This window comes from Pseudomonas sp. Irchel 3H3 (assembly GCF_900187635.1).
Classification (GTDB): Bacteria; Pseudomonadota; Gammaproteobacteria; order Pseudomonadales; family Pseudomonadaceae; genus Aquipseudomonas.
In genome coordinates this window covers 68658-94460 of sequence record NZ_FYEC01000005.1, presented here as the reverse complement: position 1 = coordinate 94460, position 25803 = coordinate 68658, and the positions used below count along the sequence as shown (strand labels likewise).

At 61.8% G+C, this 25803-nt stretch carries 19 protein-coding genes; 13 read left to right on the top strand and 6 right to left on the bottom strand.

The window, feature by feature from the left end; translation table 11 throughout:
• Positions 1–46: 46 nt before the first annotated feature.
• Complete coding sequence (gene rpsB / locus CKW24_RS08005; RefSeq protein WP_003219330.1) at positions 47–784, bottom strand: 30S ribosomal protein S2; 738 nt, start codon at positions 782–784, stop codon at positions 47–49.
• A 371-nt stretch (positions 785–1155) separates the two neighbouring features.
• Between rpsB and map the strand changes: the two genes are divergently transcribed.
• The 3 genes from map (at position 1156) to dapC (ending at position 6042) form a co-directional block, all read left to right on the top strand.
• A complete protein-coding gene (gene map, locus CKW24_RS08000; RefSeq protein ID WP_095166785.1) occupies positions 1156–1938 on the top strand; it encodes a type I methionyl aminopeptidase in 783 nt (260 codons plus the stop codon).
• A 38-nt stretch (positions 1939–1976) separates the two neighbouring features.
• Complete coding sequence (locus tag CKW24_RS07995; protein ID WP_095166783.1) at positions 1977–4679, top strand: [protein-PII] uridylyltransferase; 2703 nt, start codon at positions 1977–1979, stop codon at positions 4677–4679.
• Positions 4680–4842: 163 nt separating this feature from the next.
• Entirely contained in the window at positions 4843–6042 is a 1200-nt protein-coding gene (gene dapC / locus CKW24_RS07990; RefSeq protein ID WP_095166781.1) for a succinyldiaminopimelate transaminase, read from the top strand.
• 7 nt (positions 6043–6049) lie between these two features.
• On the opposite strand, the gene CKW24_RS07985 is transcribed toward dapC, so the two are convergent.
• Positions 6050–7681 (bottom strand): Na+/H+ antiporter, encoded by a 1632-nt coding sequence (locus tag CKW24_RS07985; protein WP_095166779.1) that lies wholly within the window; start codon positions 7679–7681, stop codon positions 6050–6052.
• A 289-nt stretch (positions 7682–7970) separates the two neighbouring features.
• Between CKW24_RS07985 and CKW24_RS07980 the strand changes: the two genes are divergently transcribed.
• From CKW24_RS07980 to CKW24_RS07965, 4 genes are all read left to right on the top strand, one after another.
• A complete protein-coding gene (locus CKW24_RS07980) occupies positions 7971–8279 on the top strand; it encodes an arsenate reductase (protein WP_232534623.1) in 309 nt (102 codons plus the stop codon).
• A 33-nt stretch (positions 8280–8312) separates the two neighbouring features.
• Positions 8313–9347, top strand: a complete 1035-nt coding sequence (gene dapD / locus CKW24_RS07975) for a 2,3,4,5-tetrahydropyridine-2,6-dicarboxylate N-succinyltransferase (protein ID WP_095166776.1) — start codon at positions 8313–8315, stop codon at positions 9345–9347.
• A 152-nt stretch (positions 9348–9499) separates the two neighbouring features.
• On the top strand, positions 9500–10705 hold the full coding sequence (locus CKW24_RS07970; RefSeq protein WP_095166774.1) for an aminotransferase class V-fold PLP-dependent enzyme: 1206 nt from the start codon (positions 9500–9502) through the stop codon (positions 10703–10705).
• Entirely contained in the window at positions 10702–11106 is a 405-nt protein-coding gene (locus CKW24_RS07965) for a SufE family protein (protein ID WP_095166772.1), read from the top strand. Before CKW24_RS07970 ends, CKW24_RS07965 begins: the two co-directional genes overlap by 4 nt.
• Before the next feature lie 116 nt (positions 11107–11222).
• On the opposite strand, the gene tcdA is transcribed toward CKW24_RS07965, so the two are convergent.
• A complete protein-coding gene (tcdA, locus tag CKW24_RS07960) occupies positions 11223–12035 on the bottom strand; it encodes a tRNA cyclic N6-threonylcarbamoyladenosine(37) synthase TcdA (RefSeq protein WP_371917577.1) in 813 nt (270 codons plus the stop codon).
• Between the two features lie 219 nt (positions 12036–12254).
• Here tcdA and CKW24_RS07955 point away from each other — a divergent pair, with 219 nt between their 5' ends.
• From CKW24_RS07955 to CKW24_RS07935, 4 genes are all read left to right on the top strand, one after another.
• Positions 12255–14846, top strand: a complete 2592-nt coding sequence (locus CKW24_RS07955; protein WP_095166769.1) for a glycosyltransferase — start codon at positions 12255–12257, stop codon at positions 14844–14846.
• Between the two features lie 212 nt (positions 14847–15058).
• Positions 15059–16210, top strand: a complete 1152-nt coding sequence (dapE, locus tag CKW24_RS07945) for a succinyl-diaminopimelate desuccinylase (protein WP_095166765.1) — start codon at positions 15059–15061, stop codon at positions 16208–16210.
• Positions 16210–17019 (top strand): putative RNA methyltransferase, encoded by an 810-nt coding sequence (locus tag CKW24_RS07940; RefSeq protein WP_095166764.1) that lies wholly within the window; start codon positions 16210–16212, stop codon positions 17017–17019. The genes dapE and CKW24_RS07940 overlap by 1 nt, the downstream gene beginning before the upstream one ends.
• Positions 17020–17103: 84 nt before the next feature.
• Positions 17104–17481 carry a hypothetical protein gene (locus CKW24_RS07935; RefSeq protein ID WP_065932867.1) on the top strand — a complete coding sequence of 126 codons (378 nt, stop codon included), beginning with the start codon at positions 17104–17106 and terminating at the stop codon, positions 17479–17481.
• 257 nt (positions 17482–17738) lie between these two features.
• Here CKW24_RS07935 and CKW24_RS07930 read toward each other — a convergent pair whose 3' ends face one another.
• Positions 17739–17948 (bottom strand): cold-shock protein, encoded by a 210-nt coding sequence (locus CKW24_RS07930; protein WP_095166762.1) that lies wholly within the window; start codon positions 17946–17948, stop codon positions 17739–17741.
• A 247-nt stretch (positions 17949–18195) separates the two neighbouring features.
• Between CKW24_RS07930 and plsB the strand changes: the two genes are divergently transcribed.
• Positions 18196–20697 (top strand): glycerol-3-phosphate 1-O-acyltransferase PlsB, encoded by a 2502-nt coding sequence (gene plsB, locus CKW24_RS07925; RefSeq protein WP_095166761.1) that lies wholly within the window; start codon positions 18196–18198, stop codon positions 20695–20697.
• A gap of 51 nt (positions 20698–20748) precedes the next feature.
• Complete coding sequence (locus tag CKW24_RS07920) at positions 20749–21159, top strand: YbaY family lipoprotein (protein ID WP_095166759.1); 411 nt, start codon at positions 20749–20751, stop codon at positions 21157–21159.
• A 110-nt stretch (positions 21160–21269) separates the two neighbouring features.
• Here CKW24_RS07920 and CKW24_RS07915 read toward each other — a convergent pair whose 3' ends face one another.
• Both CKW24_RS07915 and CKW24_RS07910 read right to left on the bottom strand, forming a co-directional pair.
• Positions 21270–22631, bottom strand: coding sequence for a Fic family protein (locus tag CKW24_RS07915; protein ID WP_095166757.1), 1362 nt, complete (start codon positions 22629–22631; stop codon positions 21270–21272).
• Positions 22632–22743: 112 nt separating this feature from the next.
• Entirely contained in the window at positions 22744–25803 is a 3060-nt protein-coding gene (locus tag CKW24_RS07910; RefSeq protein WP_095166755.1) for an efflux RND transporter permease subunit, read from the bottom strand.

Below are 25803 nucleotides of genomic sequence, written 5' to 3'. Positions count from 1 at the left end.
GGGCCAAGCCCCCTTTTTGCTTACTGAGTCAACGCCAAGGCGTCAATTACTCAGCTGCTGCTACCGGAGCTTCTTCTACGAACTGCTCGGTGCCGCCAGCAACGTGGTTGCGACCGCGGATTACAGCGTCAGCCATCGAACCCATGTACAACTGGATAGCGCGGATTGCGTCATCGTTGCCTGGGATGATGTAGTCAACGCCTTCCGGGCTGCTGTTGGTATCGACTACGCCGATAACCGGGATGCCCAGCTTGTTGGCTTCGGTGATCGCGATGCGCTCGTGATCAACGTCGATAACGAACAGTGCGTCAGGCAGACCGCCCATGTCCTTGATACCACCCAGGGAACGATCGAGCTTTTCCAGGTCACGAGTGCGCATCAGCGCTTCTTTCTTGGTCAGCTTGGCGAAAGTACCGTCTTCGGCTTGCACTTCAAGGTCACGCAGACGCTTGATGGAAGCACGGATGGTTTTGAAGTTGGTCAGCATGCCGCCCAACCAGCGGTGATCGACGTACGGCGAACCGCAACGTGCTGCTTCTTCAGCAACGATCTTGCCAGCGGAACGCTTGGTGCCGACGAACAGAATCTTGTTTTTGCCCTGGGCCAGACGCTCTACGAAAGTCAGAGCTTCGTTGAACATTGGCAGGGTTTTTTCAAGGTTGATGATGTGGATCTTGTTACGCGCGCCGAAAATGTATTTACCCATTTTCGGGTTCCAGTAACGGGTCTGGTGACCGAAGTGCACACCGGCCTTCAGCATATCGCGCATGTTGACTTGGGACATGATAGTTCCTTAATAAGTCGGGTTTGGCCTCCACGTATCCCAATGACCAACCAGCAGCTTCAGCTGAAGGCACCCAGGTCATCGTGTCGACACGTGTGTGGATTTAAGCCTTTCGGGGCATCCCCGGAAAGCGGCGCATTTTATACCACAGCAAGGCTGAAAACGGAACCCGGTTTCTCAAAACCGGGCCAGCGCAGGTGTTCCAGCCCTTGGAATCGCTCCAGAATGCGCCATTCTATAGAGAGAAGCGATGCATGCCGCCACGGATTTGCCGTGATCGTCTGTTAGAATCGCCTTTTTCAGGCCTGCGCACCGCATCACGCAGAGCCCATTCCGTATAGCAAGCGCCACTGAGCGTAGAGAGAGCCTGTATGACCGTCACCCTCAAAACCCCAGAGGACATCGCCAAAATGCGTATCGCCGGCAAACTCGCCGCCGATGTGCTGGAAATGATTGCCGAACACGTCAAGCCCGGGATCACCACCGAAGAGCTCGACCGCATCTGCCACGACTACATCGTCAACGAGCAGCAGGCCATCCCTGCCCCGCTCAACTACAAAGGCTTCCCGAAGTCGATCTGCACCTCGATCAACCATGTGGTCTGCCACGGCATCCCGAACGAGAAAGCCCTGAAAGACGGCGACACCCTGAACATCGACGTCACGGTGATCAAGGACGGCTACCACGGCGACACCAGCCGCATGTTCCACGTCGGCAGCGTGCCGGTCTGGGCCGAGCGCCTGTCCCAGGTCACCCAGGAATGCATGTACAAAGCCATCGAGATCGTCAAACCCGGCTGCCGCCTGGGCGATATCGGCGAAGTGATCCAGAAGCACGCTGAAAAGAACGGTTTCTCGGTCGTGCGCGAGTTCTGCGGCCACGGCATCGGCAAGGTGTTCCACGAAGAGCCACAAATCCTGCACTACGGCCGTGCCGGTACCGGCATGGAACTGCAAGCCGGCATGACCTTCACCATCGAGCCGATGATCAACCAGGGCAAGGCCGACACCAAGGTCCTGGGCGATGGCTGGACCGCCATCACCAAGGACCGCAAGCTCTCGGCCCAGTGGGAACACACCCTGCTGGTGACCGAGACCGGCTACGAAATCTTCACCTTGCGCAGCGATGACACCATCCCTCGCGTTTCTGCCTGACCTGCCGTTCCCAGCCTTATAGAAAGGAAAGCCAATCGATGCCGCAGGTGGATCCCGAACTCTTCGACCGCGGCCAGTTCCAGGCTGAACTGGCCCTGAAGGCAAGCCCGATTGCGGCTTTCAAGAAGGCCATCCGCCAGGCTCGCGAGGTGCTGGATACGCGCTTTCGCAGTGGCCGGGACATTCGCCGGCTGATCGAGGATCGCGCCTGGTTCGTCGACAACATCCTGCAAAAGGCCTGGGACCAGTTCGACTGGAGCGAAGACGCCGACATCGCGCTGGTCGCGGTCGGCGGCTACGGCCGGGGCGAGCTACACCCCTATTCCGATATCGACCTGCTGATCCTGCTGGACAGTGCCGATCACGAAGTTTTCCGCGACTCCATCGAACGCTTCCTGACCCTGCTGTGGGACATCGGCCTGGAAGTAGGCCAGAGCGTGCGCTCGGTGGACGAATGCGCAGTGGAAGCCCGCGCCGACCTGACGGTTGTCACCAACCTCATGGAAAGCCGCACCATTGCCGGCCCCGAGCACTTGCGCCAGCGCATGCTCGAGGTCACCAGCACCGCACACATGTGGCCGGCCAAGGAGTTCTTCCTGGCCAAGCGCGCCGAACAGAAGGCCCGCCACCACAAGTACAACGACACCGAATACAACCTGGAACCCAACGTCAAAGGCTCGCCCGGCGGCCTGCGGGATATCCAGACGATCTTGTGGGTAGCCCGCCGCCAGTACGGCACCCTGAACCTGCGCGCCCTGGCCGGTGAGGGTTTCCTGGTGGAGAGCGAGAACGCCCTGCTGGCCTCCTCCCAGGAGTTCCTGTGGAAAGTCCGCTACGCCCTGCACATGCTCGCCGGACGCTCGGAAGACCGCCTGCTGTTCGACCACCAGCGTTCGATCGCCGGCCTGCTGGGTTTTCAAGGTGAAGACGCCAAGCACGCCATCGAAAACTTCATGCAGCAGTACTATCGGGTCGTCATGAGCATTGCCCAGCTCAGCGACCTGATCATCCAGCACTTCGAGGAAATCATCCTCGCCCCGGCCGACGAAGCGCCGCCGCAGCCGATCAACTCGCGCTTCCAGCTGCATGACGGCTACATCGAGGCCATCAACACCAACGTGTTCAAGCGCACGCCGTTTGCCATGCTGGAAATCTTCGTACTGATGGCCCAGCAGCCGGAAATCAAGGGCGTACGCGCCGATACCATTCGCTTGCTGCGCGAACACCGGCACCTGATCGACGACACCTTCCGCAACGACATCCGCAACACCAGCCTGTTTATCGAACTGTTCAAGTGCAAGATCGGTATCCACCGCAACCTGCGGCGGATGAACCGCTACGGCATCCTCGGCCGCTACTTGCCGGAGTTCGGTTTTATTGTCGGGCAGATGCAGCATGACCTGTTCCACATCTATACGGTCGATGCCCATACCCTGAACCTGATCAAACACCTGCGTAAGCTGCAGTACACCCAGGTGTCCGAAAAATTCCCGCTGGCCAGCAAGCTCATGGCCAAGCTGCCCAAGCCGGAGCTGATCTACCTGGCCGGGCTGTACCACGATATCGGCAAAGGCCGGCATGGCGACCATTCCGACATCGGCGCGGTGGACGCGGAAGCCTTCTGCCAGCGCCATCAGCTCCCTGCCTGGGACAGCCGCCTGATCGTCTGGCTGGTGCAAAACCACCTGGTAATGTCGACCACCGCCCAGCGCAAGGACCTGTCCGACCCGCAGGTGATCCACGACTTCGCCCAGGCAGTCAGCGACGAGACCCGCCTCGACTACCTGTATGTACTGACCGTCGCGGACATCAACGCCACCAACCCGACCCTATGGAACTCCTGGCGCGCCAGCCTGTTGCGCCAGCTCTACACCGAGACCAAGCGCGCCTTGCGCCGTGGCCTGGAAAACCCGGTAGACCGCGAGGAGCAGATTCGCCAGACCCAAAGCGCGGCCCTGGACATCCTGGTTCGCGGCGGCACCGATCCGGACGACGTCGAGCAGCTCTGGTCGCAACTGGGCGACGACTACTTCCTGCGCCACACCGCCGGCGATGTCGCCTGGCACAGTGACGCGATCCTCCAGCAACCAGCCGACGGCGGCCCGCTGGTCCTGATCAAGGAGACCACCCAGCGCGAGTTCGAAGGCGGCACGCAGATCTTCATCTATGCACCGGACCAACACGACTTCTTCGCCGTGACCGTGGCCGCGATGGACCAGCTCAACCTGAACATTCACGACGCCCGGGTCATCACCTCCACCAGCCAGTTCACCCTCGACACCTATATCGTGCTCGACACCGATGGCGACTCGATTGGCGACAACCCGGCCCGGGTCAAGCAGATCCGCGACGGCCTGACCGACGCGCTACGCAACCCGGACGACTACCCGACTATCATCCAGCGTCGGGTGCCGCGCCAGCTCAAGCATTTCGCCTTCGCGCCCCAGGTGACGATCCACAACGACGCCCACCGCCCCGTGACCGTGCTCGAGCTCAGCGCTCCGGACCGCCCGGGCCTGCTCGCGCGGATCGGCGGGATATTCCTGGAGTTCGACCTGTCGCTGCAGAACGCCAAGATCGCCACCCTCGGCGAGCGCGTGGAAGACGTGTTTTTCATTACCGACGCCCACAATCAACCGCTCTCGGACCCAGAGCTGTGCCGCCGACTGCAGGATGCAATCGTCGAGCAGTTGAGCGTCAACCAGGAACCGGATATCAAGCTGTCGCGCCTGAGCATTTGACTCCCAGCTTCCCCCTGTGGGAGCGGGCTTGCCCGCGATGGCGCCGGCACATTCAAGACCCACAGTGGCTGATCCACCGCTATCGCGGGCAAGCCCGCTCCCACGCTGGATCTGCTGCATTACACAGATTGCATTCATTTAATGACGCCATCGAGACTCACCGATGAACAACGCTCTGAACCAGCTCCAGCCCTACCCGTTCGAAAAGCTGCGCGCCCTGCTCGGTGCTGTCACGCCCAACCCTGACAAGCGCCCGATCGCCCTGTCCATCGGCGAGCCGAAACACCGCTCGCCAAGCTTCGTCGCCGAAGCCCTGGCCAGCAATCTGGAAAAAATGGCGGTATACCCGACTACCCTCGGTATCCCGCAGCTGCGTGAAGCCATCGCCGGCTGGTGCGAGCGGCGCTTCAACGTACCCGCCGGTTGGCTCGACCCGGCGCGCAACGTATTGCCGGTCAATGGCACCCGTGAGGCACTGTTTGCCTTCACCCAGACCGTGGTCAACCGTGGCGATGACGCGCTGGTGGTCAGCCCGAACCCGTTCTACCAGATCTACGAAGGCGCCGCGTTCCTGGCGGGGGCCAAGCCGCACTACCTGCCGTGCCTGGACGAGAACGGCTTCAACCCGGACTTCGACGCTGTTTCGCCGGACATCTGGAAACGCTGCCAGATCCTGTTCCTGTGCTCGCCAGGCAACCCGACCGGTGCATTGATCCCGGTGGACACCCTGAAAAAGCTGATCGCCCTGGCTGACGAATACGACTTCGTGATTGCCGCTGACGAGTGCTACAGCGAACTGTACTTCGACGAACAAACCCCACCACCTGGCCTGCTGAGTGCCTGCGTGGAACTGGGCCGCCAGGACTTCAAGCGCTGCGTGGTATTCCACAGCCTGTCCAAGCGCTCCAACCTGCCGGGCCTGCGCTCGGGCTTCGTGGCCGGGGATGCCGAGATCCTCAAGGGCTTCTTGCTGTATCGCACCTACCACGGCTGCGCCATGCCGGTCCAAACCCAACTGGCCAGCGTTGCCGCCTGGAACGATGAAGAGCACGTGCGCGCCAACCGCACCCTGTACCGCGAGAAGTTCGACGCAGTGCTGGCGATCCTCAGCCCGGTGCTCGACGTCCAGCGCCCTGACGGCAGCTTCTACCTGTGGCCGAACGTCGGCGGCGACGACGCCGCCTTCTGCCGCGACCTGTATGTCGAGGAGCACGTGACGGTAGTGCCGGGCTCTTATCTGTCTCGCGAAGTCGACGGCTTCAACCCGGGCGCCGGGCGCGTACGCCTGGCCCTGGTTGCGCCCCTGGCCGAATGCGTGGAAGCCGCCGAGCGGATTCGCGCCTTTATCCAGCGCCACCCGTAAGCCGGCGTCACTTCACCGGCCCCAGGTTGGCCTCGCTCAAATCGAGGTCGGCCAGCACCTCGCGCAGCACGTCATCGCCGATCTGGTGATGACGACTGAGCCGGTACAACTCCAGACGCTGGGCCCGCAGCGCATTCAAGCGCAGGCGCCGCTCCAGCAAGTCCATCTGAAACGCCAGGGCCTGGGCTTCGGCGGAATCGTTGAACACCTCCAGTTGATGCCGGTACTCGGACATGATCCGCGCCTTGAGCTCGGCAGCCAGTGCAGCCTGCGCCGCATCCTGCGGATTGGCCTCCTCGGCCTCCAAGGCATGAATCGCCGCCTCGGCGGTCTTGCGCCAGGCGTCGCGCACCTCTTGCCGGCGCTTGTCGTCCGGACTCTTCGGCAGGCCGCGCAACAGCAGCGGCAAGGCGATGCAGGCCGTCACCAGGGACAACAGGATCACCCCGGCAGCAATGAAGATCAGCAGGTCGCGTTCTGGAAATGCCTCGGCGCCCATCAGCATCGGCACCGACATCACACCCGCCAGCGTCACCGCCCCGCGCACACCACCCACCGTCAACAGCCAGCAGGAACGAGCGGTCGGCACCTCGGTCAGCTCGCCCTTGCCACGCCAGCGCCGCAACAGCACCGACAAGCGCCAGATGCTCTGCACCCAGATAAAGCGCAGCATCAGCAAAGCGAGGAAAATCGCCAGCACTTCCAGGCAACGATAAAACAGGGTCGGCCACAGCGTGCTTTCGTGACTGACCACGGCCTTGATGATGTCCGGCAGTTGCAGGCCCAATAGCAGGAAAATCAGGCCATTGAAGGCGAACTCCAGCAGCGACCAGACACTGCGATTGAGCAGCCGGGTACTGGTCTGGCGCGGCAGCAGGTCAAGCCAGCTCTGCATCATCCCCGCCGCCACCGCCGACAGAATGCCCGAGACACCCAGGCGCTCGGCCAGCACATAGGCGGCAAACGGCAGTAGTAACATGAACACCACGTGGGTCGCCGGGTCGTCCCAGCCACGGGCGATCATCCAGGCCCGCAGACGGCCGACCAGCCAACTCAGGGCCACGCCCACCAACAGCCCGCCAATCGCCACCAGGACAAAGGTCAGACTGGCATTGGCCAGGGAGAACGCTCCGGTAATGGCGGCCGCCAGGGCAAACTTGAAGGTCACCAGGCCCGAGGCATCATTCATCAGGGCCTCACCCTGCAGCATGTGCATCAAGGGCGTAGGCAAGCGGTTCTGGGAGATTGCCGAGACTGCCACGGCATCGGTCGGCGACAACACCGCTGCCAGCGCGAAGGCCACCGGCAATGGAATGCTCGGCACCAGCCAGTGAATGAAGTACCCCGCCCCGACCACGGTGAACAACACCAGCCCCACCGCCAGGGTCAAGATCGGTCCACGCAACTTCCACAGCGCCCGCTTGGGCATGCGCCAGCCATCGGAGAACAGCAGCGGCGGCAGGAACAGGAAAAGAAACAGCTCGGGATCGAGTGCCACATGCAGCCCCAGTGTCGGCCACGCGAGCAGTGCCCCGGCGGCGATCTGCACCAGCGGCAACGGCAGTGGAATCACCCGGCCCACCAGACGCGAGACACTGACCAGCATCAGCAGGATGAGGACGGTATAAGCGGTTTGCATAAAACAACAGTTCCCGGACAGTCGACGTGCAACAGCACACATCAGGCAACAAGTTGCCGTTGAAGTGCCATATTAGACGCTTAAGCTAGCCTTCGACCTTTGCACAAAGGTCGCACCTGACCCGGTAACCTGTCGCACAATCGTTTTATGGCCGTCGTCGCCGACGCCGAACCCCCTCGGTCATGGCATAATCCTTCACCTTTTAGTTCCAGCACCTCCAAAGGGGGGCAATTCCTTGACCGCTTCAAGCAAAACGTTGCACCTTTTCGGCATCAAAGCCTGCGACACCATGAAAAAGGCGCGCACCTGGCTCGATGAAAACGCTGTCAGCTTTGATTTTCACGATTACAAGACGGCCGGAATCGACCGTGAACACCTGACCCAGTGGTGCAACGAGCACGGCTGGCAAGTGGTGCTCAACCGTGCAGGCACGACCTTTCGCAAACTCGACGACGAACGCAAAGCCGATCTCGACCAGGCGAAAGCTATCGAACTGATGCTCGCACAACCCTCGATGATCAAGCGCCCGGTGCTCGATCTCGGTGACCGAACCCTGATTGGCTTCAAGCCAGATATCTACGCGGCCGCACTCAAGTAAGGCAGCCCGTTCAATTTTGTTAGAGGTAATTGCATGTCCACTACCCTGTTCAGCGTGGCCTTTGGTGTTGGTACCCAGAATCGTCAAGGCACATGGCTGGAAGTGTTTTACGCCCAACCCCTGCTCAACCCGTCGGCCGAATTGATCGCCGCCGTTGCCCCGATCCTCGGCTACACCGAAGGCAACCAGGCCATCGCGTTCACTACCGCCCAGGCCGCGCAACTGGCCGAAGCCGTGAAAGCCATCGATGCCACCCAGGCCGCCCTGCTGACCCGCCTGGCGGAAAGCCACAAGCCGCTGGTCGCCACCCTGCTGGCCGAAGACGCACAACTGAGCTCCACCCCTGAGGCCTACCTCAAACTGCACCTGCTGTCCCACCGCCTGGTCAAGCCGCACGGCCTGAACCTGGCCGGGATCTTCCCGCTGTTGCCTAACGTAGCCTGGACCAGCCAGGGCGCCATCGACCTCGGCGAACTGGCTGAACATCAACTCGAAGCGCGCCTGCGTGGCGAGTTGCTGGAAGTGTTCTCGGTGGACAAGTTCCCGAAAATGACCGACTACGTAGTGCCGGCTGGCGTGCGTATCGCTGACGCCTCGCGGATCCGCCTGGGTGCCTACGTGGGCGAAGGCACCACCGTGATGCACGAAGGTTTCGTCAACTTCAACGCCGGCACCGAAGGCCCGGGCATGATCGAAGGCCGCGTGTCGGCTGGTGTCTTCGTCGGCAAGGGTTCGGACCTGGGCGGCGGCTGCTCCACCATGGGCACCCTGTCGGGCGGCGGCAACATCGTGATCAAGGTCGGCGAAGGCTGCCTGATCGGTGCCAACGCTGGTATCGGCATTCCGTTGGGCGACCGCAACACTGTCGAGTCGGGCCTGTACGTCACCGCTGGGACCAAAGTGGCCCTGCTGGATGAAAACAACCAACTGGTCAAAGTGGTCAAGGCTCGTGAGCTGGCCGGTCAGTCCGACCTGCTGTTCCGCCGCAATTCGCAGACCGGCGCCGTGGAATGCAAGACCCACAAGTCGGCCATCGAACTGAACGAAGCGCTGCACGCTCACAACTAAGCGTCACTCGAATACCTGTGTAGGAGCGAGCATGCTCGCGATGGACGTCAACGATAACGCGGGAAAGCAGACAGCCCGCATCATCCATGCGTTTTTCGCGAGCATGCTCGCTCCTACAGGGGTTCGGCGTACCTCCTGCAGGGCCCGATAGCATGATGATTCCCTCACCCTGGCGCGCCGATTTCCCGGCCATCGCCGCCCTGCAACGGCAAGACCAGACCTATCTGGACAACGCCGCCACCACCCAGAAACCCCAAGCCCTGCTCGACGCGCTGGCGCACTACTACGCCAACGGTGCGGCCAACGTCCATCGGGCGCAACACCTGCCCGGTGCCCATGCCACGCAAGCGTTCGAAGACAGCCGCAACAAAGTCGCGCATTGGCTCAATGCGCAAACCAGCGGGCAAATCATCTTCTCCCACGGCGCGACCTCTGCGCTGAACCTCCTGGCCTATGGCCTGGAACACCTTTTCCAAGCGGGCGATGAAATTGTCATCAGCGCCCTGGAACACCACGCCAACCTGCTGCCCTGGCAACAACTGGCCAAACGTCGCGAGCTGAAACTGGTGGTACTGCCACTGGACGTCGACGGCGTGATCGACCTGCAGGCCGCCAGCACACTGATCGGGCCCCGCACCCGGTTGCTGGCAGTCAGCCAATTGTCCAACGTACTGGGGGCCTGGCAGCCACTGGCGCCCCTGCTGGCCCTGGCACAGGCCCACAACGCCTTGACCGTGATCGACGGTGCCCAGGGCGTGGTTCATGGCCGGCACGACGTGCAGGCGCTGGGCTGCGACTTCTATGTGTTTTCCAGCCACAAACTCTACGGGCCCGATGGTCTGGGGGTGGTATTTGGCCGCAACGCCGCCCTGGAGCAATTGCGCCCCTGGCAGTTCGGCGGCGAGATGGTGCTGGACGCCAACTACCACGACGCACGGTTCCGCCCGGCGCCCCTGGGCTTTGAAGCCGGGACCCCGCCGATTGCCAGCGTGATCGGCCTGGGCGCGACCCTCGACTACCTGGCAGGGCTGGATCAGGACGCGGTGTCGGCCCACGAAGCGGCGCTGCATGAGTACTTGTTGAAGGGCCTGCTGGCGCGCAATGGCATCCGGCTACTCGGCAAACCCCAACTGGCACTGGTCAGCTTTGTCGTCGAGGGCGTGCACAACGCCGACCTGGCCCACCTGCTCACAGAACAGGGAATTGCCGTGCGCGCCGGTCATCACTGCGCCATGCCATTGCTCAAGAGCTTCGAGCTGGCCGGGGCCATTCGTGTGTCGCTGGCGCTGTACAACGACTCCGAAGACCTTGAGCGCTTCTTCGAAGCCCTGGACCAAGCCCTGGAGCTGTTGCGATGAACCTGCCCGCCGAGGCCGTCAACGCCCTGCACACCTTCCAGGCCGCCGCCGGCTGGGAACAAAGGGCGCGCCTGTTGATGCAATGGGGCGACCGCCTGCCGCCCTTGAATGAAGCCGACAAATCCGAAACCAACCGCGTGCACGGCTGTGAAAGCCAGGTGTGGCTGGTGGGTGAACTGCACGACGGTCACTGGCAGTTTGCCGCGAGCAGCGATGCACGGTTGATTCGCGGGCTGGTGGCATTGCTGCTGGCGCGGGTCAATGGCTTGTCCGCGCAAGAGTTGCAACAGGTGGACTTACCAGACTGGTTCAACCAACTGGGCCTCAGCCGCCAGCTCTCACCGTCCCGCAGCAATGGCTTGAACGCGGTGTTGCAGCGGATGAATGAGTTGGCGGGTTAATCGCCATCGCGAGCAGGCTCGCTCCCACAAGGGGATTTGTACTCGCCACAGATCCACTGCGGGAGAGAGCCGGCCGGTGCTCCGTCTGCTCGCGACAAGGCCATCAGAGCCGACCATTAAGCCTGAGGCTTGACCTTGTCCGCCGGCCGTCGCACTCCCGCGACGATCTTGTCCACAGCCTTGGTCGCCGCGACCATGCCGAAGGTCGCGGTCACCATCATCACCGCGCCAAAGCCACCGGCGCAGTCGAGCTTGACGCCGTCACCGACAAAACTCTTCTGCAGGCAGATGCTGCCATCGGGTTTCGGGTAGCGCAGTTGTTCCGTGGAGAACACGCACGGCACGCTGTAGTGGCGGGTCACGGTGCGGGAAAAGTTGTAGTCGCGACGCAGGGTCGAACGCACTTTTGAGGCCAGTGGGTCATTGAAGGTGCGGTTCAGGTCGCAGACCTGGATCAGCGTCGGGTCAATCTGTCCGCCAGCGCCGCCAGTGGTAATGATCTGGATCTTGCGGCGCTTGCACCAGGCGATCAGGGCGGCCTTGGCGTTGACGCTGTCGATGCAATCGATCACGCAGTCGATATTCGGCGTGATGTACTCGGCCATGGTCTCGCGGGTGACGAAGTCCGCCACCGCGTGCACCGTGCACTCGGGATTGATCCCGCGCAGGCGCTCGGCCATGACCTCGACCTTGGGTTTGCCCACCGTGCTGTCCAAGGCATGCAATTGCCGATTGGCGTTGCTCACACAGACGTCGTCGAGGTCGAACAGGGAAATCTCGCCCACCCCGCAACGGGCTATGGCTTCCGCCGCCCAGGAACCTACGCCACCGACGCCGACAATTGCCACGTGGGCCGCGCGCAAGCGGGCCAGGCCTTCAATGCCATACAAGCGGGCGATGCCAGCAAACCGCGGATCTTCTGTACTCATGACCACTACCCTAAAAACCGGCGCGCATTATAGGGCCACGGGCCGACAAGTTTTCACCTTCTGGCTACAAGTGTAAGAACTAATGTGAAAGTAGGTTGCCCAATGTCCGGCATTTCCCTGTCTGCTATACGGTCAGTGAAGGCCCAGTGTAGGATGCGCGCCCTTTGGCGGTAAGCCGACCACCCCCTCGTTCCGCACCTTTTGGAACCCGAAATAGCCATGTCATCGCGTAAATTTGGACTCAACCTGGTGGTAGTGCTGGCAATCGCCGCGCTGTTCACTGGTTTCTGGGCGCTGATCAACCGCCCGGTCACGACCCCCAACTGGCCAGAGCAGATCTCCGGTTTTTCCTACTCGCCGTTCCAGCAAGGCCAGTTCCCGCAGAAAAACCAGTTTCCGTCCGACGAAGAAATGCGTCGTGACCTGGAAATCATGAGCAAGCTGACCGATAACATCCGCACCTACTCCGTCGACGGCACCCTGGGCGACATTCCCAAGCTGGCGGAAGAGTTCGGCCTGCGCGTGACCCTCGGCATCTGGATCAGCCCGGACCTGGAACGCAACGAACGGGAGATCCTGCGCGCCATCGAGATTGCCAACACCTCGCGCAGCGTGGTGCGGGTAGTGGTCGGTAACGAAGCGATTTTCCGCAAGGAAATCACCGCCGAGCAGCTCAGCGTGATCCTCGATCGGGTGCGCGCCGCGGTCAAAGTCCCGGTAACCACCTCCGAGCAATGGCACGTCTGGGAAGAAAACCCGATGCTGGCCAAGCACGTCGACCTGATCGCCGCCCACGTCCTGCCCTACTGGGAGTTCGTCCCGGTGGACCAGGCAGGCCAGTTCGTCCTGGACCGCGCCCGCGACCTGAAGAAGATGTTCCCGAAAAAACCCCTGCTGCTCTCCGAAGTGGGTTGGCCGAGCAACGGTCGCATGCGCGGCGGTGCCGATGCCACTCCCGCTGACCAGGCGATTTACCTGCGCACCCTGGTCAACAAGCTCAACCGCCAGGGCTTCAACTACTTCGTGATTGAAGCTTTTGACCAGCCGTGGAAAGCCAGCGATGAAGGCTCGGTAGGCGCCTATTGGGGCGTGTTCAACGCTGCGCGCCAGCAGAAGTTCAACTTTGAAGGCCCGGTCGTCGCGATCCCCCAATGGCGGGTACTCGCCATCGGCTCCGTGGTCCTGGCGCTGCTGTCCCTGACCCTGTTGATGATCGACGGCTCGGCCCTGCGCCAGCGTGGCCGGACCTTCCTGACCTTCATCGCGTTCCTTTGCGGTTCGGTGCTGGTGTGGATCGGCTACGACTACAGCCAGCAATACAGCACCTGGTTCAGCCTGACGGTGGGCTTCCTGCTCGCGCTCGGTGCCCTGGGGGTGTTTATCGTGTTGCTCACCGAGGCCCATGAACTGGCCGAAGCGGTGTGGATTCACAAGCGCCGGCGCGAGTTCCTGCCGGTCCTGGGTGATTCGAACTACCGCCCCAAAGTGTCGATTCACGTGCCCTGCTACAACGAGCCGCCGGAAATGGTCAAACAGACCCTCGACGCCCTGGCCAACCTCGATTACCCGGACTTTGAAGTCCTGATCATCGACAACAACACCAAGGACCCGGCGGTCTGGGAACCAGTGCGCGACTACTGCGCAACCCTCGGCCCGCGCTTCAAGTTCTTCCACGTCGCGCCCCTGGCCGGTTTCAAGGGTGGCGCGCTGAATTACCTGCTGCCGCACACCGCCAAGGACGCCGAAGTGATCGCGGTGATCGACTCCGACTACTGCGTGCACCCCAACTGGCTCAAGCACATGGTGCCGCACTTCGCCGATCCGAAAATCGCCATCGTGCAGTCGCCACAGGACTATCGCGACCAGAACGAAAGCACCTTCAAGAAGCTCTGCTACGCCGAATACAAGGGCTTCTTCCATATCGGCATGGTCACGCGCAACGACCGCGATGCGATCATCCAGCACGGCACCATGACCATGACCCGCCGTACCGTGCTCGAAGAGCTCGGCTGGGCCGACTGGTGCATCTGCGAAGACGCCGAGCTGGGCTTGCGGGTATTCGAGAAAGGCCTGTCGGCGGCGTACTACCACGACAGCTACGGCAAGGGCCTGATGCCCGATACCTTCATCGACTTCAAGAAGCAGCGTTTCCGCTGGGCCTACGGCGCGATCCAGATCATCAAGCGCCACACCGCCAGCCTGATCCGCGGCAAGGACACCGAGCTGACCCGTGGCCAGCGCTACCACTTCCTCGCGGGCTGGTTGCCGTGGGTGGCCGACGGCATGAACATCTTCTTCACCGTGGGCGCCCTGTTGTGGTCGGCGGCGATGATCATCGTGCCGCACCGGGTCGACCCGCCGCTGTTGATTTTCGCGATCCCGCCCCTGGCGTTGTTCGTGTTCAAGGTCGGCAAGATCATCTTCCTCTACCGTCGTGCGGTGGGGGTCAACCTCAAGGATGCATTCTGCGCGGCGCTGGCCGGCCTGGCGTTGTCCCACACCATCGCCAAGGCGGTGCTGTACGGCTTCTTCACCAGCAGCATTCCGTTCATCCGCACGCCGAAAAATGCCGATAGCCACGGCTTCTGGCTGGCCATTTCGGAAGCCCGTGAAGAGATGTTCATCATGTTTCTGTTGTGGGGCGCGGCGCTGGGCATCTGCCTGGTGCAAGGCTTGCCAAGCAACGACATGCGCTTCTGGGTGACCATGCTGCTGGTGCAGTCGCTGCCGTACCTGGCGGCGCTGATCATGGCCTTCCTGTCGTCGCTGCCAAAACCTTCGGCCGAGGTGCAAACCCAACCAGCGGTCTAAATCTGTAGCGATGCACTAAACGGCGGCCAATGGTCGCCGTTTTGCTTTAAGATATCCGCCATTTTGCGCGCCCTGGCCCAAGAGCCAAACCCAATACCTGTAGGAGCGAGCTTGCTCGCGATGAGTCCGTCACATTCAACCTCTATGTTGAGGCTGGTTGCGCTATCGCGAGCAAGCTCGCTCCTACACATTTAGATCTTCCGGAGTCCTACATGACGGCCCACGCCGACCTTTCGCCGACCCTCCAACTCGCCATCGACCTGATTCGTCGTCCATCGGTGACGCCGATCGATGCCGATTGCCAGAAGCAGATGATGCAGCGTCTGGGCGATGCCGGTTTTCTACTGGAGCCGATGCGCATCGAAGATGTGGATAACTTCTGGGCCACCCACGGCCAGCAGGAAGGTCCGGTGCTGTGCTTCGCCGGTCACACCGACGTGGTGCCAACCGGTCCGGTGGCGGCCTGGCAGATCGACCCGTTCGACGCGTTGATCGACGAACACGGCATGCTCTGCGGGCGTGGCGCAGCCGACATGAAGGGCAGCCTGGCGGCAATGACCGTGGCGGCCGAACGGTTTGTCGCCGATTACCCGAACCACAAGGGCAAGGTTGCCTTCCTGATCACCAGCGACGAAGAAGGCCCGGCACACCACGGCACCAAGGCGGTGGTCGAGCGCCTGGCTGCGCGCCAGGAGCGTCTGGACTGGTGCATCGTTGGCGAGCCATCGAGCACCACCCTGGTGGGTGACGTGGTCAAGAACGGTCGCCGTGGCTCCCTGGGCGCCAAGCTGACCGTGCGCGGCGTGCAAGGTCACGTGGCCTATCCGCACCTGGCGAAGAACCCGATCCACCTCGCCGCCCCGGCCCTGGCCGAACTGGCCGCCGAGCACTGGGATCACGGCAACGACTTTTTCCCGCCGACCAGCTTCCAGATTTCCAACGTCAATTCCGGCACCGGCGCGACCAACGTGATCCCCGGCGACCTGGTGGCGGTGTTCAACTTCCGCTTCTCCACCGAGTCCACCGTTGAAGGCCTGCAACAGCGGGTCGCCGTGATCCTCGACAAGCACGGCCTGGACTGGCACATCGACTGGGCCCTGTCCGGCCTGCCGTTCCTCACCGAGCCCGGCGCTTTGCTGGATGCCGTTGCCTCGAGCATCAAGGACATCACCGGTCGCGACACCCACGCGTCCACCAGCGGCGGCACGTCGGACGGGCGTTTTATCGCCACCATGGGCACCCAGGTGGTCGAGCTCGGCCCGGTCAACGCGACGATCCACCAGGTCAACGAGCGGGTCCTGGCCAGCGATCTCGACGTGCTGACCGAAATCTACTACCAGACCCTGATCAAGTTGCTCGCCTGATGCTCGCCTGCCCTATCTGCAGCGCGCCGCTGAGCGCGGTCGACAACGGTGTGACGTGCCCGGCCGGGCACCGTTTCGACCGCGCCCGCCAGGGTTACCTGAACTTGCTGCCGGTACAGCACAAGAACAGCCGTGACCCGGGTGATAACCAGGCCATGGTCGAAGCCCGACGCGACTTCCTCAACGCCGGGCATTACGCCCCGGTGGCCAAGCGCCTGGCTGAACTGGCCGCCGAACGCGCGCCGCAACGCTGGCTGGATATCGGCTGTGGCGAGGGTTACTACACCGCGCAGATCGCCGCAGCCCTGCCCACCGCCGATGGCTATGCCCTGGATATCTCCCGCGAAGCGGTGAAGCGCGCCTGCAAGCGCAATCCACAGCTGACCTGGTTGATCGCCAGCATGGCCCGGGTGCCGTTGGCCGACGCCAGCTGCCAATTCCTGGCCAGCGTCTTCAGCCCGCTCGACTGGCAGGAGGCCAAGCGCCTGCTCAGCCCTGGCGGCGGCCTGATGAAAGTCGGCCCGACCAGCGGTCACCTGATGGAATTGCGTGAGCGCCTGTACGACGAAGTCCGTGAGTACACCGATGACAAGCACCTGGCGCTGGTGCCGCAAGGCATGACCCTGCAACACAGCGAGACCCTGGACTTCAAACTGAACCTGGTACACCCCCAGGATCGTGCCAACCTGTTGGCCATGACCCCCCACGGCTGGCGCGCCAGCGCCGAACGCCGGGCGGCCGTGATCGAACAGGCCGAGCCGTTCGAGGTCAGTGTGTCGATGCGCTACGATTACTTCGTACTGCAATAACCCTTTAACTTTTGGCCCCCGCCAATGGCGTGGGCCGGCTAAATCCGCGAATGGATTTTTCGAAACTTGCCGTGAGGAACATCCATGCGCCAACCCGATATCGAGATTTACCTCAAAGACGCCGACGTCGACTACAAGGCCATCGCTGCCTGGCTCGGCGCTGCGCTGGGCCCTTGCACCGACTGGGTGCAGAAAGGCCAGACCTATAAGTGCAAGGCCGGCAACGTGCCCGTTACCTGGCTGCCAAAAGCCGTGGGCAAGTGGAACAGCCTGTACCTGGAAAGCGACCAGACCCCATGGGACGACGACATCGCCTGCGCCCGCGCCGCGTTTGCCGCGCTGAACGTCGAAGTACGCTGCGCGCCGGGGACCTGGGTCGAGGAAGAAGGTGAGGAATCGGCTGATCGCTGGATGCGCATCAGCGCTGACGGTGAAGAAGAGATCACCTGGAAAACTGCTTAATCACCTGTGGGAACGGGCTTGCCCGCGATGGCGGTATGTCAGCCACCATCGATGTTGAATGGACCGGCTCACATCGCTAGCAGGCTAGCTCCTACATTGGTTCTGGGTGTTCGCAAATTTTGGGTACACCTACTCAACCTGTGGGAGCGGGCTTGCCCGCGAAGACGATGGCACATCCAGCATTGATGTGAGTGCCAAACCGCTTTCGCGGGCAAGCCCGCTCCCACACTGGTCTTGCGTGTACTGAGGACCTGAGCTTACAGCCCTACCACATCCTCAGCCTGCAACCCCTTCTGCCCGTCCACCACGGCGTATTCCACCTGCTGGCCCTCGACCAGCGAGCGGTGGCCTTCGCCACGGATCGCACGGTAGTGCACAAATACATCGGCGCCCCCCTCACGCTGGATGAAGCCATAACCCTTGGCGTCGTTGAACCACTTCACGTTGCCGGTCTCGCGCGTTGCCATCAATCAGTACTCCCATTTTTATTATTAAGTCGGCTTGTTCATGGACAAGCCTGTAGTACGTTTGCCAGGACTCGATGATCGGTAAACATCCGGGTCGATAGTGGCAAACGGCTGGCCGAGTATATGCCAGCCGCAAAAACTCTCAACTCAACAATACTTCGCCACCTTTTTGCCGATTTTCGACGAATACGGCACACTAGCGGCCCCGAGCGCTTGCTCGGTTTATCCAACTCAAAGCAGAAGCCGTATGACCCGCTCCCCGCTCCGCCGTCTAGTGTTTGGCACCTTGCGCCGACTGTTGTACCTCTGGGTCCGCTCGGAGACGATCAACCAGTCGTCCTTTACCCTCAACCTCGACCGCAGTCGCCCGGTGTTCTACGTCCTGCAAAACCCCTCACTGACCGACCTCGCCGTGCTCGACACCGAGTGCACCAAGGCCGGTCTGCCGCGTCCGGTGCTGCCGGTATCGGTGGGCAGCCTGCTGGAGCCGGCCGCGTTCTTCTACCTGACACCGGAGCCGGACTGGCTCGGCCGCCAGGACAAGCGCGGCGCACCGCCGACCCTGACTCGCCTGGTCAGCGCCCTGAGCCAGAACGCCGTCGAAGACGCGCAGATCATTCCGGTCAGCGTGTTCTGGGGCCAGTCGCCAGACAGCGAATCGAGCCCATGGAAGCTGCTGTTCGCCGACAGCTGGGCCGTCACCGGCCGCCTGCGTCGCCTGCTGAGTATCATGATCCTGGGACGCAAGACCCGGGTGCAGTTCTCCGCACCGATTCACTTGCGCGAACTGATCGACCACAACAAGGGCCACGAACGCACCGTGCGCATGGCCCAGCGCATCCTGCGGGTGCATTTTCGCAACCTCAAGGCCGCGGTGATCGGCCCGGACATTTCCCACCGCCGCAACCTGGTCAAGGGCCTGCTCAACCAGCCGCTGGTCAAGCAGGCGATCCTCGACGAAGCCGAGCGCGAGAACATTTCGCCGGAAAAAGCCAAGGCCCAGGCCCTGCGGTACGGCAACGAGATCGCCTCGGACTACACCTACACCGCGATCCGCTTTCTGGAAGTGGTGCTGAGCTGGTTCTGGAACAAGATCTACGACGGCATCAAGGTCAACCACATCGAGGGTGTGCAGAAGGTCGCCCAGGGTCACGAAGTGATCTACGTGCCGTGCCACCGTAGCCATATCGACTACCTGCTGCTGTCCTACCTGTTGTTTCGCAACGGCCTGACCCCGCCGCACATCGCCGCCGGGATCAACCTCAACATGCCGGTGATCGGTGGCCTGCTGCGGCGTGGCGGGGCGTTTTTCATGCGTCGCACCTTCAAGGGCAACCCGCTCTACACCTCGGTGTTCAACGAATACCTGCACACCCTGTTCACCAAGGGCTTCCCGGTGGAGTACTTCGTCGAGGGCGGCCGCTCGCGCACCGGACGCATGCTGCAACCCAAGACCGGGATGCTGGCCATCACCCTGCGCAGTTTCCTGCGTTCGTCGCGCATGCCCATCGTCTTCGTGCCGGTCTATATCGGCTACGAGCGGGTGCTGGAAGGCCGTACCTACCTGGGTGAATTGCGCGGTGCGAGCAAGAAGAAAGAGTCGATCTTCGATATCTTCAAAGTCATCGGCGCACTCAAGCAGCGCTTCGGCCAGGTCGCGGTGAACTTCGGCGAGCCGATCAAACTGGCCGAGTTTCTCGACAGCGAGCAACCGGACTGGCGCTGCCAGGACCTGGGCCCGCAGTTCAAGCCCGCCTGGCTCAACGAAACCACCAACCGCCTGGGCGAGCGTGTAGCGCGTCACCTCAACGAGGCGGCGGCGATCAACCCGGTCAACCTGGTGGCCCTGGCATTACTCTCCACCAGCCGCCTGGCGCTGGACGACCGGGCCATGGCGCGGGTGCTCGACCTCTATTTGGCGCTGCTGCGCCGTGTACCTTACTCGCCGCACACCACCTTGCCCGAAGGCGACGGCCGCGCGCTGATCGAACACGTCAAGGACATGGACCTGCTGTCCGAACAAAGCGATGCACTGGGCAAGATTCTCTATCTGGATGAGCAAAACGCCGTCCTGATGACCTACTACCGCAACAACGTGCTGCACATCTTCGCCCTGCCGGCATTGCTCGCCAGCTTCTTCCAGAGCGCCTCGCGGATGAACCGCGAACAGATCCTGCGCTATACCCGCGCGCTGTACCCGTACCTGCAATCGGAGTTGTTCATTCGCTGGTCGCTGGACGAACTGGACGCGGTGATCGACCAATGGCTGGAAGCCTTTGTCGAGCAAGGCCTGCTGCGCCTGGAAAACGATGTGTACCTGCGGCCGGCCCCCAGCTCGCGACATTTCGTGTTGCTGACCCTGCTGTCCAAGAGCATCGCCCAGACCCTGCAGCGTTTCTACATGGCCATCTCGCTGCTGCTCAACAGCGGCCAGAACACCCTCAGCGCCGAAGAACTGGAGGACCTGTGCACAGTCATGGCCCAGCGCCTGTCGATCCTGCACGGCCTCAACGCTCCCGAGTTCTTCGACAAGAGCCTGTTCCGCCACTTCATCCAGACCCTGCTCGACCTCGACGTGCTGCGGCGCGACGAAGCCGGCAAGCTCAGCCATCACGAGTTGCTGGGGGAGCTGGCCGAAGGCGTGGCCAAACGTGTATTACCGGCGGAAATTCGCCTGTCGATCCGCCAGGTCGCGCTGCATCGCAGTGAAGATGCCGCCGATCAACCTGAAACGCCACCGACTGTCTAAATGAATCAGGGCGCCAGTCTGATACTGGAGCCCTCGCTACGGAGATCCGTGATGAAAAAACTCACCCTGCTCGCCGCCGCAGCCCTGCTTACCGCTTGCCAGACACCCTCCTCCGAGCCCGAGGCCTCCCTGGACGGGGAGGTCTTCTACCTGCAACGCATCGCTTTGCCGCCGACTGCGACCTTGAGTGTCAGCCTGCAGGACGTGTCCCTCGCCGATGCACCGGCCCGGGTGATCGACGAACACAAAGGCCCGGTTCAAGGCCAGGTCCCCCTGAAGTTCCACCTCAGCTACGATCCCCTGCAAGTCGAACCTGGCCACCGCTACTCGGTGAGCGCGCGGATCGAAAACGACGGCAAGCTGCTGTTCATCACCACCGAACATCACGCCGTGCAACTGGACGGCAAGGATCCCCTGCCGCTGCAAGTGCGCGTCGACGCCGTACGCCAAGGAACTCTCTAGCAGCTGCCGAGCCCGCGAGGCTGCGTTCGAGGACGAAGTCCTCGCTGGGCTAATGTGGCTCCTTGGCGTCTGCTTCGCAGCCGAACGCAGCCTCGCAGGCTCGACAGCTGCTACGGGCTGCTTCGGTCTGCTTGGATGTGCAATGCGTCACGCAGAAAGAACACCCACTCGCGCCCCATCTTTTTCTTCTCGAACACCTTGAGTTCGACCAGACCGTTCAGTGTGCTGGCAGCGGTGTTGTAAGAGCAGTTCAGGTTCTCCTTCACATTGACGGCGGTGAACTCTTTGGCCATGCCACTCTTGGCTACCTGAAATACCGTTCGTTGCTTGTCCGTCAATTGCTTGAACAGTCCCGACTCCTCAAGCCAACGATCAAATCCTTGGGCATAGACCAGACTCTTGCGATACACCGCCGAAAACTCGGTGACTGCGCGCAATATGACCGAGCACTGATGGTCGATGAAATACGTCAGGTCCAGCCCATCACTTTCGGTAGCCAGGTAGGAGCGACCGTACTTCACGGGTGCATTGCGCAACAGAATGCTGATAGCAATGTAGCGAAACGCGGAAAAATCATTCTTGAACATGAACCAGTAAAACAGGGCCCGCGCCACCCGACCGTTGCCATCGCGAAATGGATGCTCATAACCCATCGCAAAATGCAGGGCGATAGCCTTGATCATCGGGTGCACATAGTCGGCCTGCAACGGGTCGTTTTGCGACTGGTTGATCCAATGTGCCAAACCGCTGAGGCGAGCGCCGATGCCTGATGCCGGAGGTGGCGTATGGACGGTATTGCCCTCACCGTCCTGCACCACGACGTCATCATTGCTGCGAAAAAGCCCCGGCGAATACTGCGCATCGTCGATACCTTCGACCCCCACGCGATGAAGCTGGCTGATGAGTTCGAGGCTCAACGGCTCATGACGATTCTCCCAGGCAAACGTCATCATCTTGTAGTTGCCAATGACCATCTGCTCATCCGCAGAACGAGGCAGGCGATTGCGCTTGAGCATGTCCTTGGCCACCTGCGTGGTGGTCGCAGCACCTTCCAGCTGGCTACTGCTGATGGCTTCGTCTTCGATCAGGTCATTGAGCAAGTAGCTGAAATGCGCCGTCTCACCGATGTGATGAGTCATGTACTCCAGCGCGGCAGTGGTTGCCTGACGGTCGACCACCGACAGGGTTTTCTGCGCCAGTGGGGTGAGGATGAAGTGAGCCCATTGGTTAGGCTCCCCCAATGGCAGCAGTTGGCTGTACTGGGTCATGCGCGCCTTTTTCACCAAGGCCCAACACAGCGTCGTATCCAGGCCTGGCGGCCAGCGATAACGCAGCTCATCGAATGGCAGATAACGACCCTGACTATCCAGTGGCTTGAGCAGGGCCAAATACTGCACGAGCTTTTCTTTGTAGGGTGAGATCCCAAGTTTTTCTAGAACGTCGGGATCTACGGTGGGCGGCCCCTTGATCATCTCTGTCTCAAAAAATAATAAAACTGAGACAGAAGTACAACACACCAACGACCTTGTCTCAACATTCTTAAATATTGAGACAAGGAACGCCGATCAACTGCCAGTCAAATCCTCACTCTCTCTTCACCCTGAACCACGCCGCATACAGTGCCGGCAGGAACAACAGGGTCAGGGCCGTGGCGACGATCAGGCCGCCCATGATGGCCACGGCCATCGGGCCGAAGAACACGCTGCGCGACAGCGGGATCATCGCCAGCACGGCCGCCAGCGCCGTCAGCACGATGGGCCGGAAGCGTCGCACCGTGGCTTCGATGATCGCCTGCCAAGGCTTGAGACCGGCCCGAATGTCCTGTTCGATCTGGTCCACCAGGATCACCGAGTTACGCATGATCATCCCCGACAAGGCGATGGTGCCCAGCATCGCCACAAAACCGAACGGCTGGCGAAACACGATCAGGAACAGGGTGACACCGATCAGCCCCAGCGGCGCCGTCAGGAACACCATCGCGGTGCGCGAGAAGCTGCGCAATTGCAGCATCAGCAAGGTCAGCACCACCACAATGAACAACGGCACACCGGCCTTCACCGAGTTCTGGCCGCGGGCCGAGTCTTCCACCGTGCCGCCGACATCCAGCAGGTAGCCGTCGGGCAGTTCGGCGCGAATCGGCGCCAGGGTCGGCAAGATCTGCTGGACCAGGGTGGCCGGTTGTTCCTTGCCGTAGATATCGGCGCGCACCGTCACGTTGGGCAAGCGGTCGCGGTGCCAGATGATGCCCTCCTCAAAGCCGTATTCCAGGGTCGCGACCTGGGACAGCGCCACGCTCTTGCCGTTATCGGTCGGCACCGCCAGGCTCGACAGCAGCGACAGTTCGCTGCGTTCGTGCAAGGTGCCGCGCAAGAGGATTTCGATCAACTCGTTGTCTTCGCGGTACTGGCTGACGCTGGAACCGGTCAGCGAGCTTTGCAAAAACTTCGACAGGTTGGCCGTACTCACGCCCAGTGCCCGGGCCCGGTCCTGATCGACATTGAGGTACACCACCTTGCTCGGCTCTTCCCAGTCCAGGTGCACATTGACCACATGGGGGTTCTCACGCACCTTGGCCGCCACTTTGCGGGCCAGGGCACGCACCTCCTCGATGTGCTCGCCGGTCACCCGGAACTGCACCGGGTAACCCACCGGCGGGCCGTTTTCCAGGCGCGTCACCCGTGAGCGCAATGCCGGGAACTGCTCGTTGAGGGTTTCGATCAGCCAGGTCCGCAGGTTCTCCCGCTCCTCGATGGTATTGGCCAGCACCACGAACTGGGCAAAGCTCGCCGCCGGCAATTGCTGGTCCAGCGGCAGGTAGAAACGCGGCGAACCGGTGCCGATGTAGGCCACGTAGTTTTCGATGCCGGCGTGTTCCTTGACCAATGCCTCCAGGCGCTTGACCTCGGCGGTGGTATTGCTCAGGGAGGCACCTTCGGCCAGCTTCAGGTCGACCATCAACTCCAGGCGGCCGGAGGCTGGAAAGAACTGCTGCGGGACAAACCGGAACAGCACCACCGAGGCCACGAACAGCACGACGGTCAGTGCAATCACCGTTTTACGCCGGCGCACGCACCACTCCACCAACCGTCGGACCCGTTGATAGAACGGCGTGCCGTAAGGATCGGGCTGGCCAGCGCCGTGCTTGGCGGCGTGAATCTTTGCCAGGTCCGGCAGCAGCTTTTCGCCCAGGTACGGCACGAACACCACCGCCGCCACCCAGGACGCCAGCAACGCGATGGTCACCACCTGGAAGATCGAGCGGGTGTATTCGCCGGTACCCGATTGCGCCGTGGCAATCGGCAGGAAGCCGGCGGCAGTGATCAAGGTGCCGGTGAGCATTGGGAAGGCGGTACTGGTCCAGGCATAGCTGGCGGCCTTGAAGCGGTCGTAGCCCTGCTCCATTTTGATCGCCATCATTTCCACGGCAATGATCGCGTCGTCCACCAGCAGCCCCAGGGCCAGCACCAGCGCCCCCAGGGAAATCTTGTGCAGGCCGATGCCCAGGTAATACATGCAGGCAAAGGTCATCGCCAGCACCAGGGGGATAGCCAGGGCAACCACCATGCCGGTGCGCACGCCGAGCGAGAAGAAACTCACCAGCAGGACAATCGCCAGCGCTTCGGCCAACACTTGCACGAACTCACCGACACTGGTTTTCACCGCCGCCGGCTGATCCGAAACCTTGCGCAGCTGCATGCCGGCCGGCAAGTTGTTCTGGATGCGCTCGAACTCCAGTTCCAGGGCCTTGCCCAGTACCAGGATGTCGCCGCCGTCCTTCATCGCCACTGCCAGACCGATCGCATCTTCACCCATGAAGCGCATGCGCGGCGCCGGTGGATCGTTGAAACCCCGACGCACATCGGCCACGTCGGCAATCCGCAACGTCCGGTCGCCGACCCGGATTGGAAACCGCTGGATCTGCTCCACCGTCTCGAAGTTGCCCGTGACCCGCAGTTGCAGGCGCTCGCTGCCGGTTTCAAAGAAGCCGGCATTGGACAGCGCGTTCTGCTCCTCCAGCGCCTGCTGCACAGCGGCCAGGGGCAAGCCCAGGGTGGCGAGCTTGACGTTGGACAGCTCGATCCAGATCTTCTCGTCCTGCAGCCCGAGCAGCTCGACCTTGCCGACATCCTTGACCCGCTGCAGCTGGATCTGGATCCGGTCGGCATAATCCTTGAGCACCGCGTAATCAAACCCCTCGCCGGTCAACGCATAGATGTTGCCGAAGGTGGTGCCGAATTCATCGTTGAAGAAGGGTCCCTGGATTCCTGGTGGCAGGGTCTGGCGAATGTCGCTGACCTTCTTGCGCACCTGGTACCACAGCTCGGGAATCTGCTGCGAGTGCATCGAGTCGCGGGCAATGAACGTCACCTGGGATTCGCCGGGGCGCGAAAACGAGACAATGCGCTCGTACTCGCCGGTTTCCATCAGCTTCTTTTCGATGCGTTCGGTGACCTGGCGCGAGACCTCCTGGGCGGTTGCCCCGGGCCAATTGGTCTTGATCACCATGGCCTTGAACGTGAACGGCGGGTCCTCGCTCTGCCCCAACTTGGTGTAGGACAGGGTGCCAACGACGGCCAGCAGGATCATCAGGAACAGTACGATCTGGCGATTGCGCAACGCCCATGCGGAAAGATTGAAACCCAT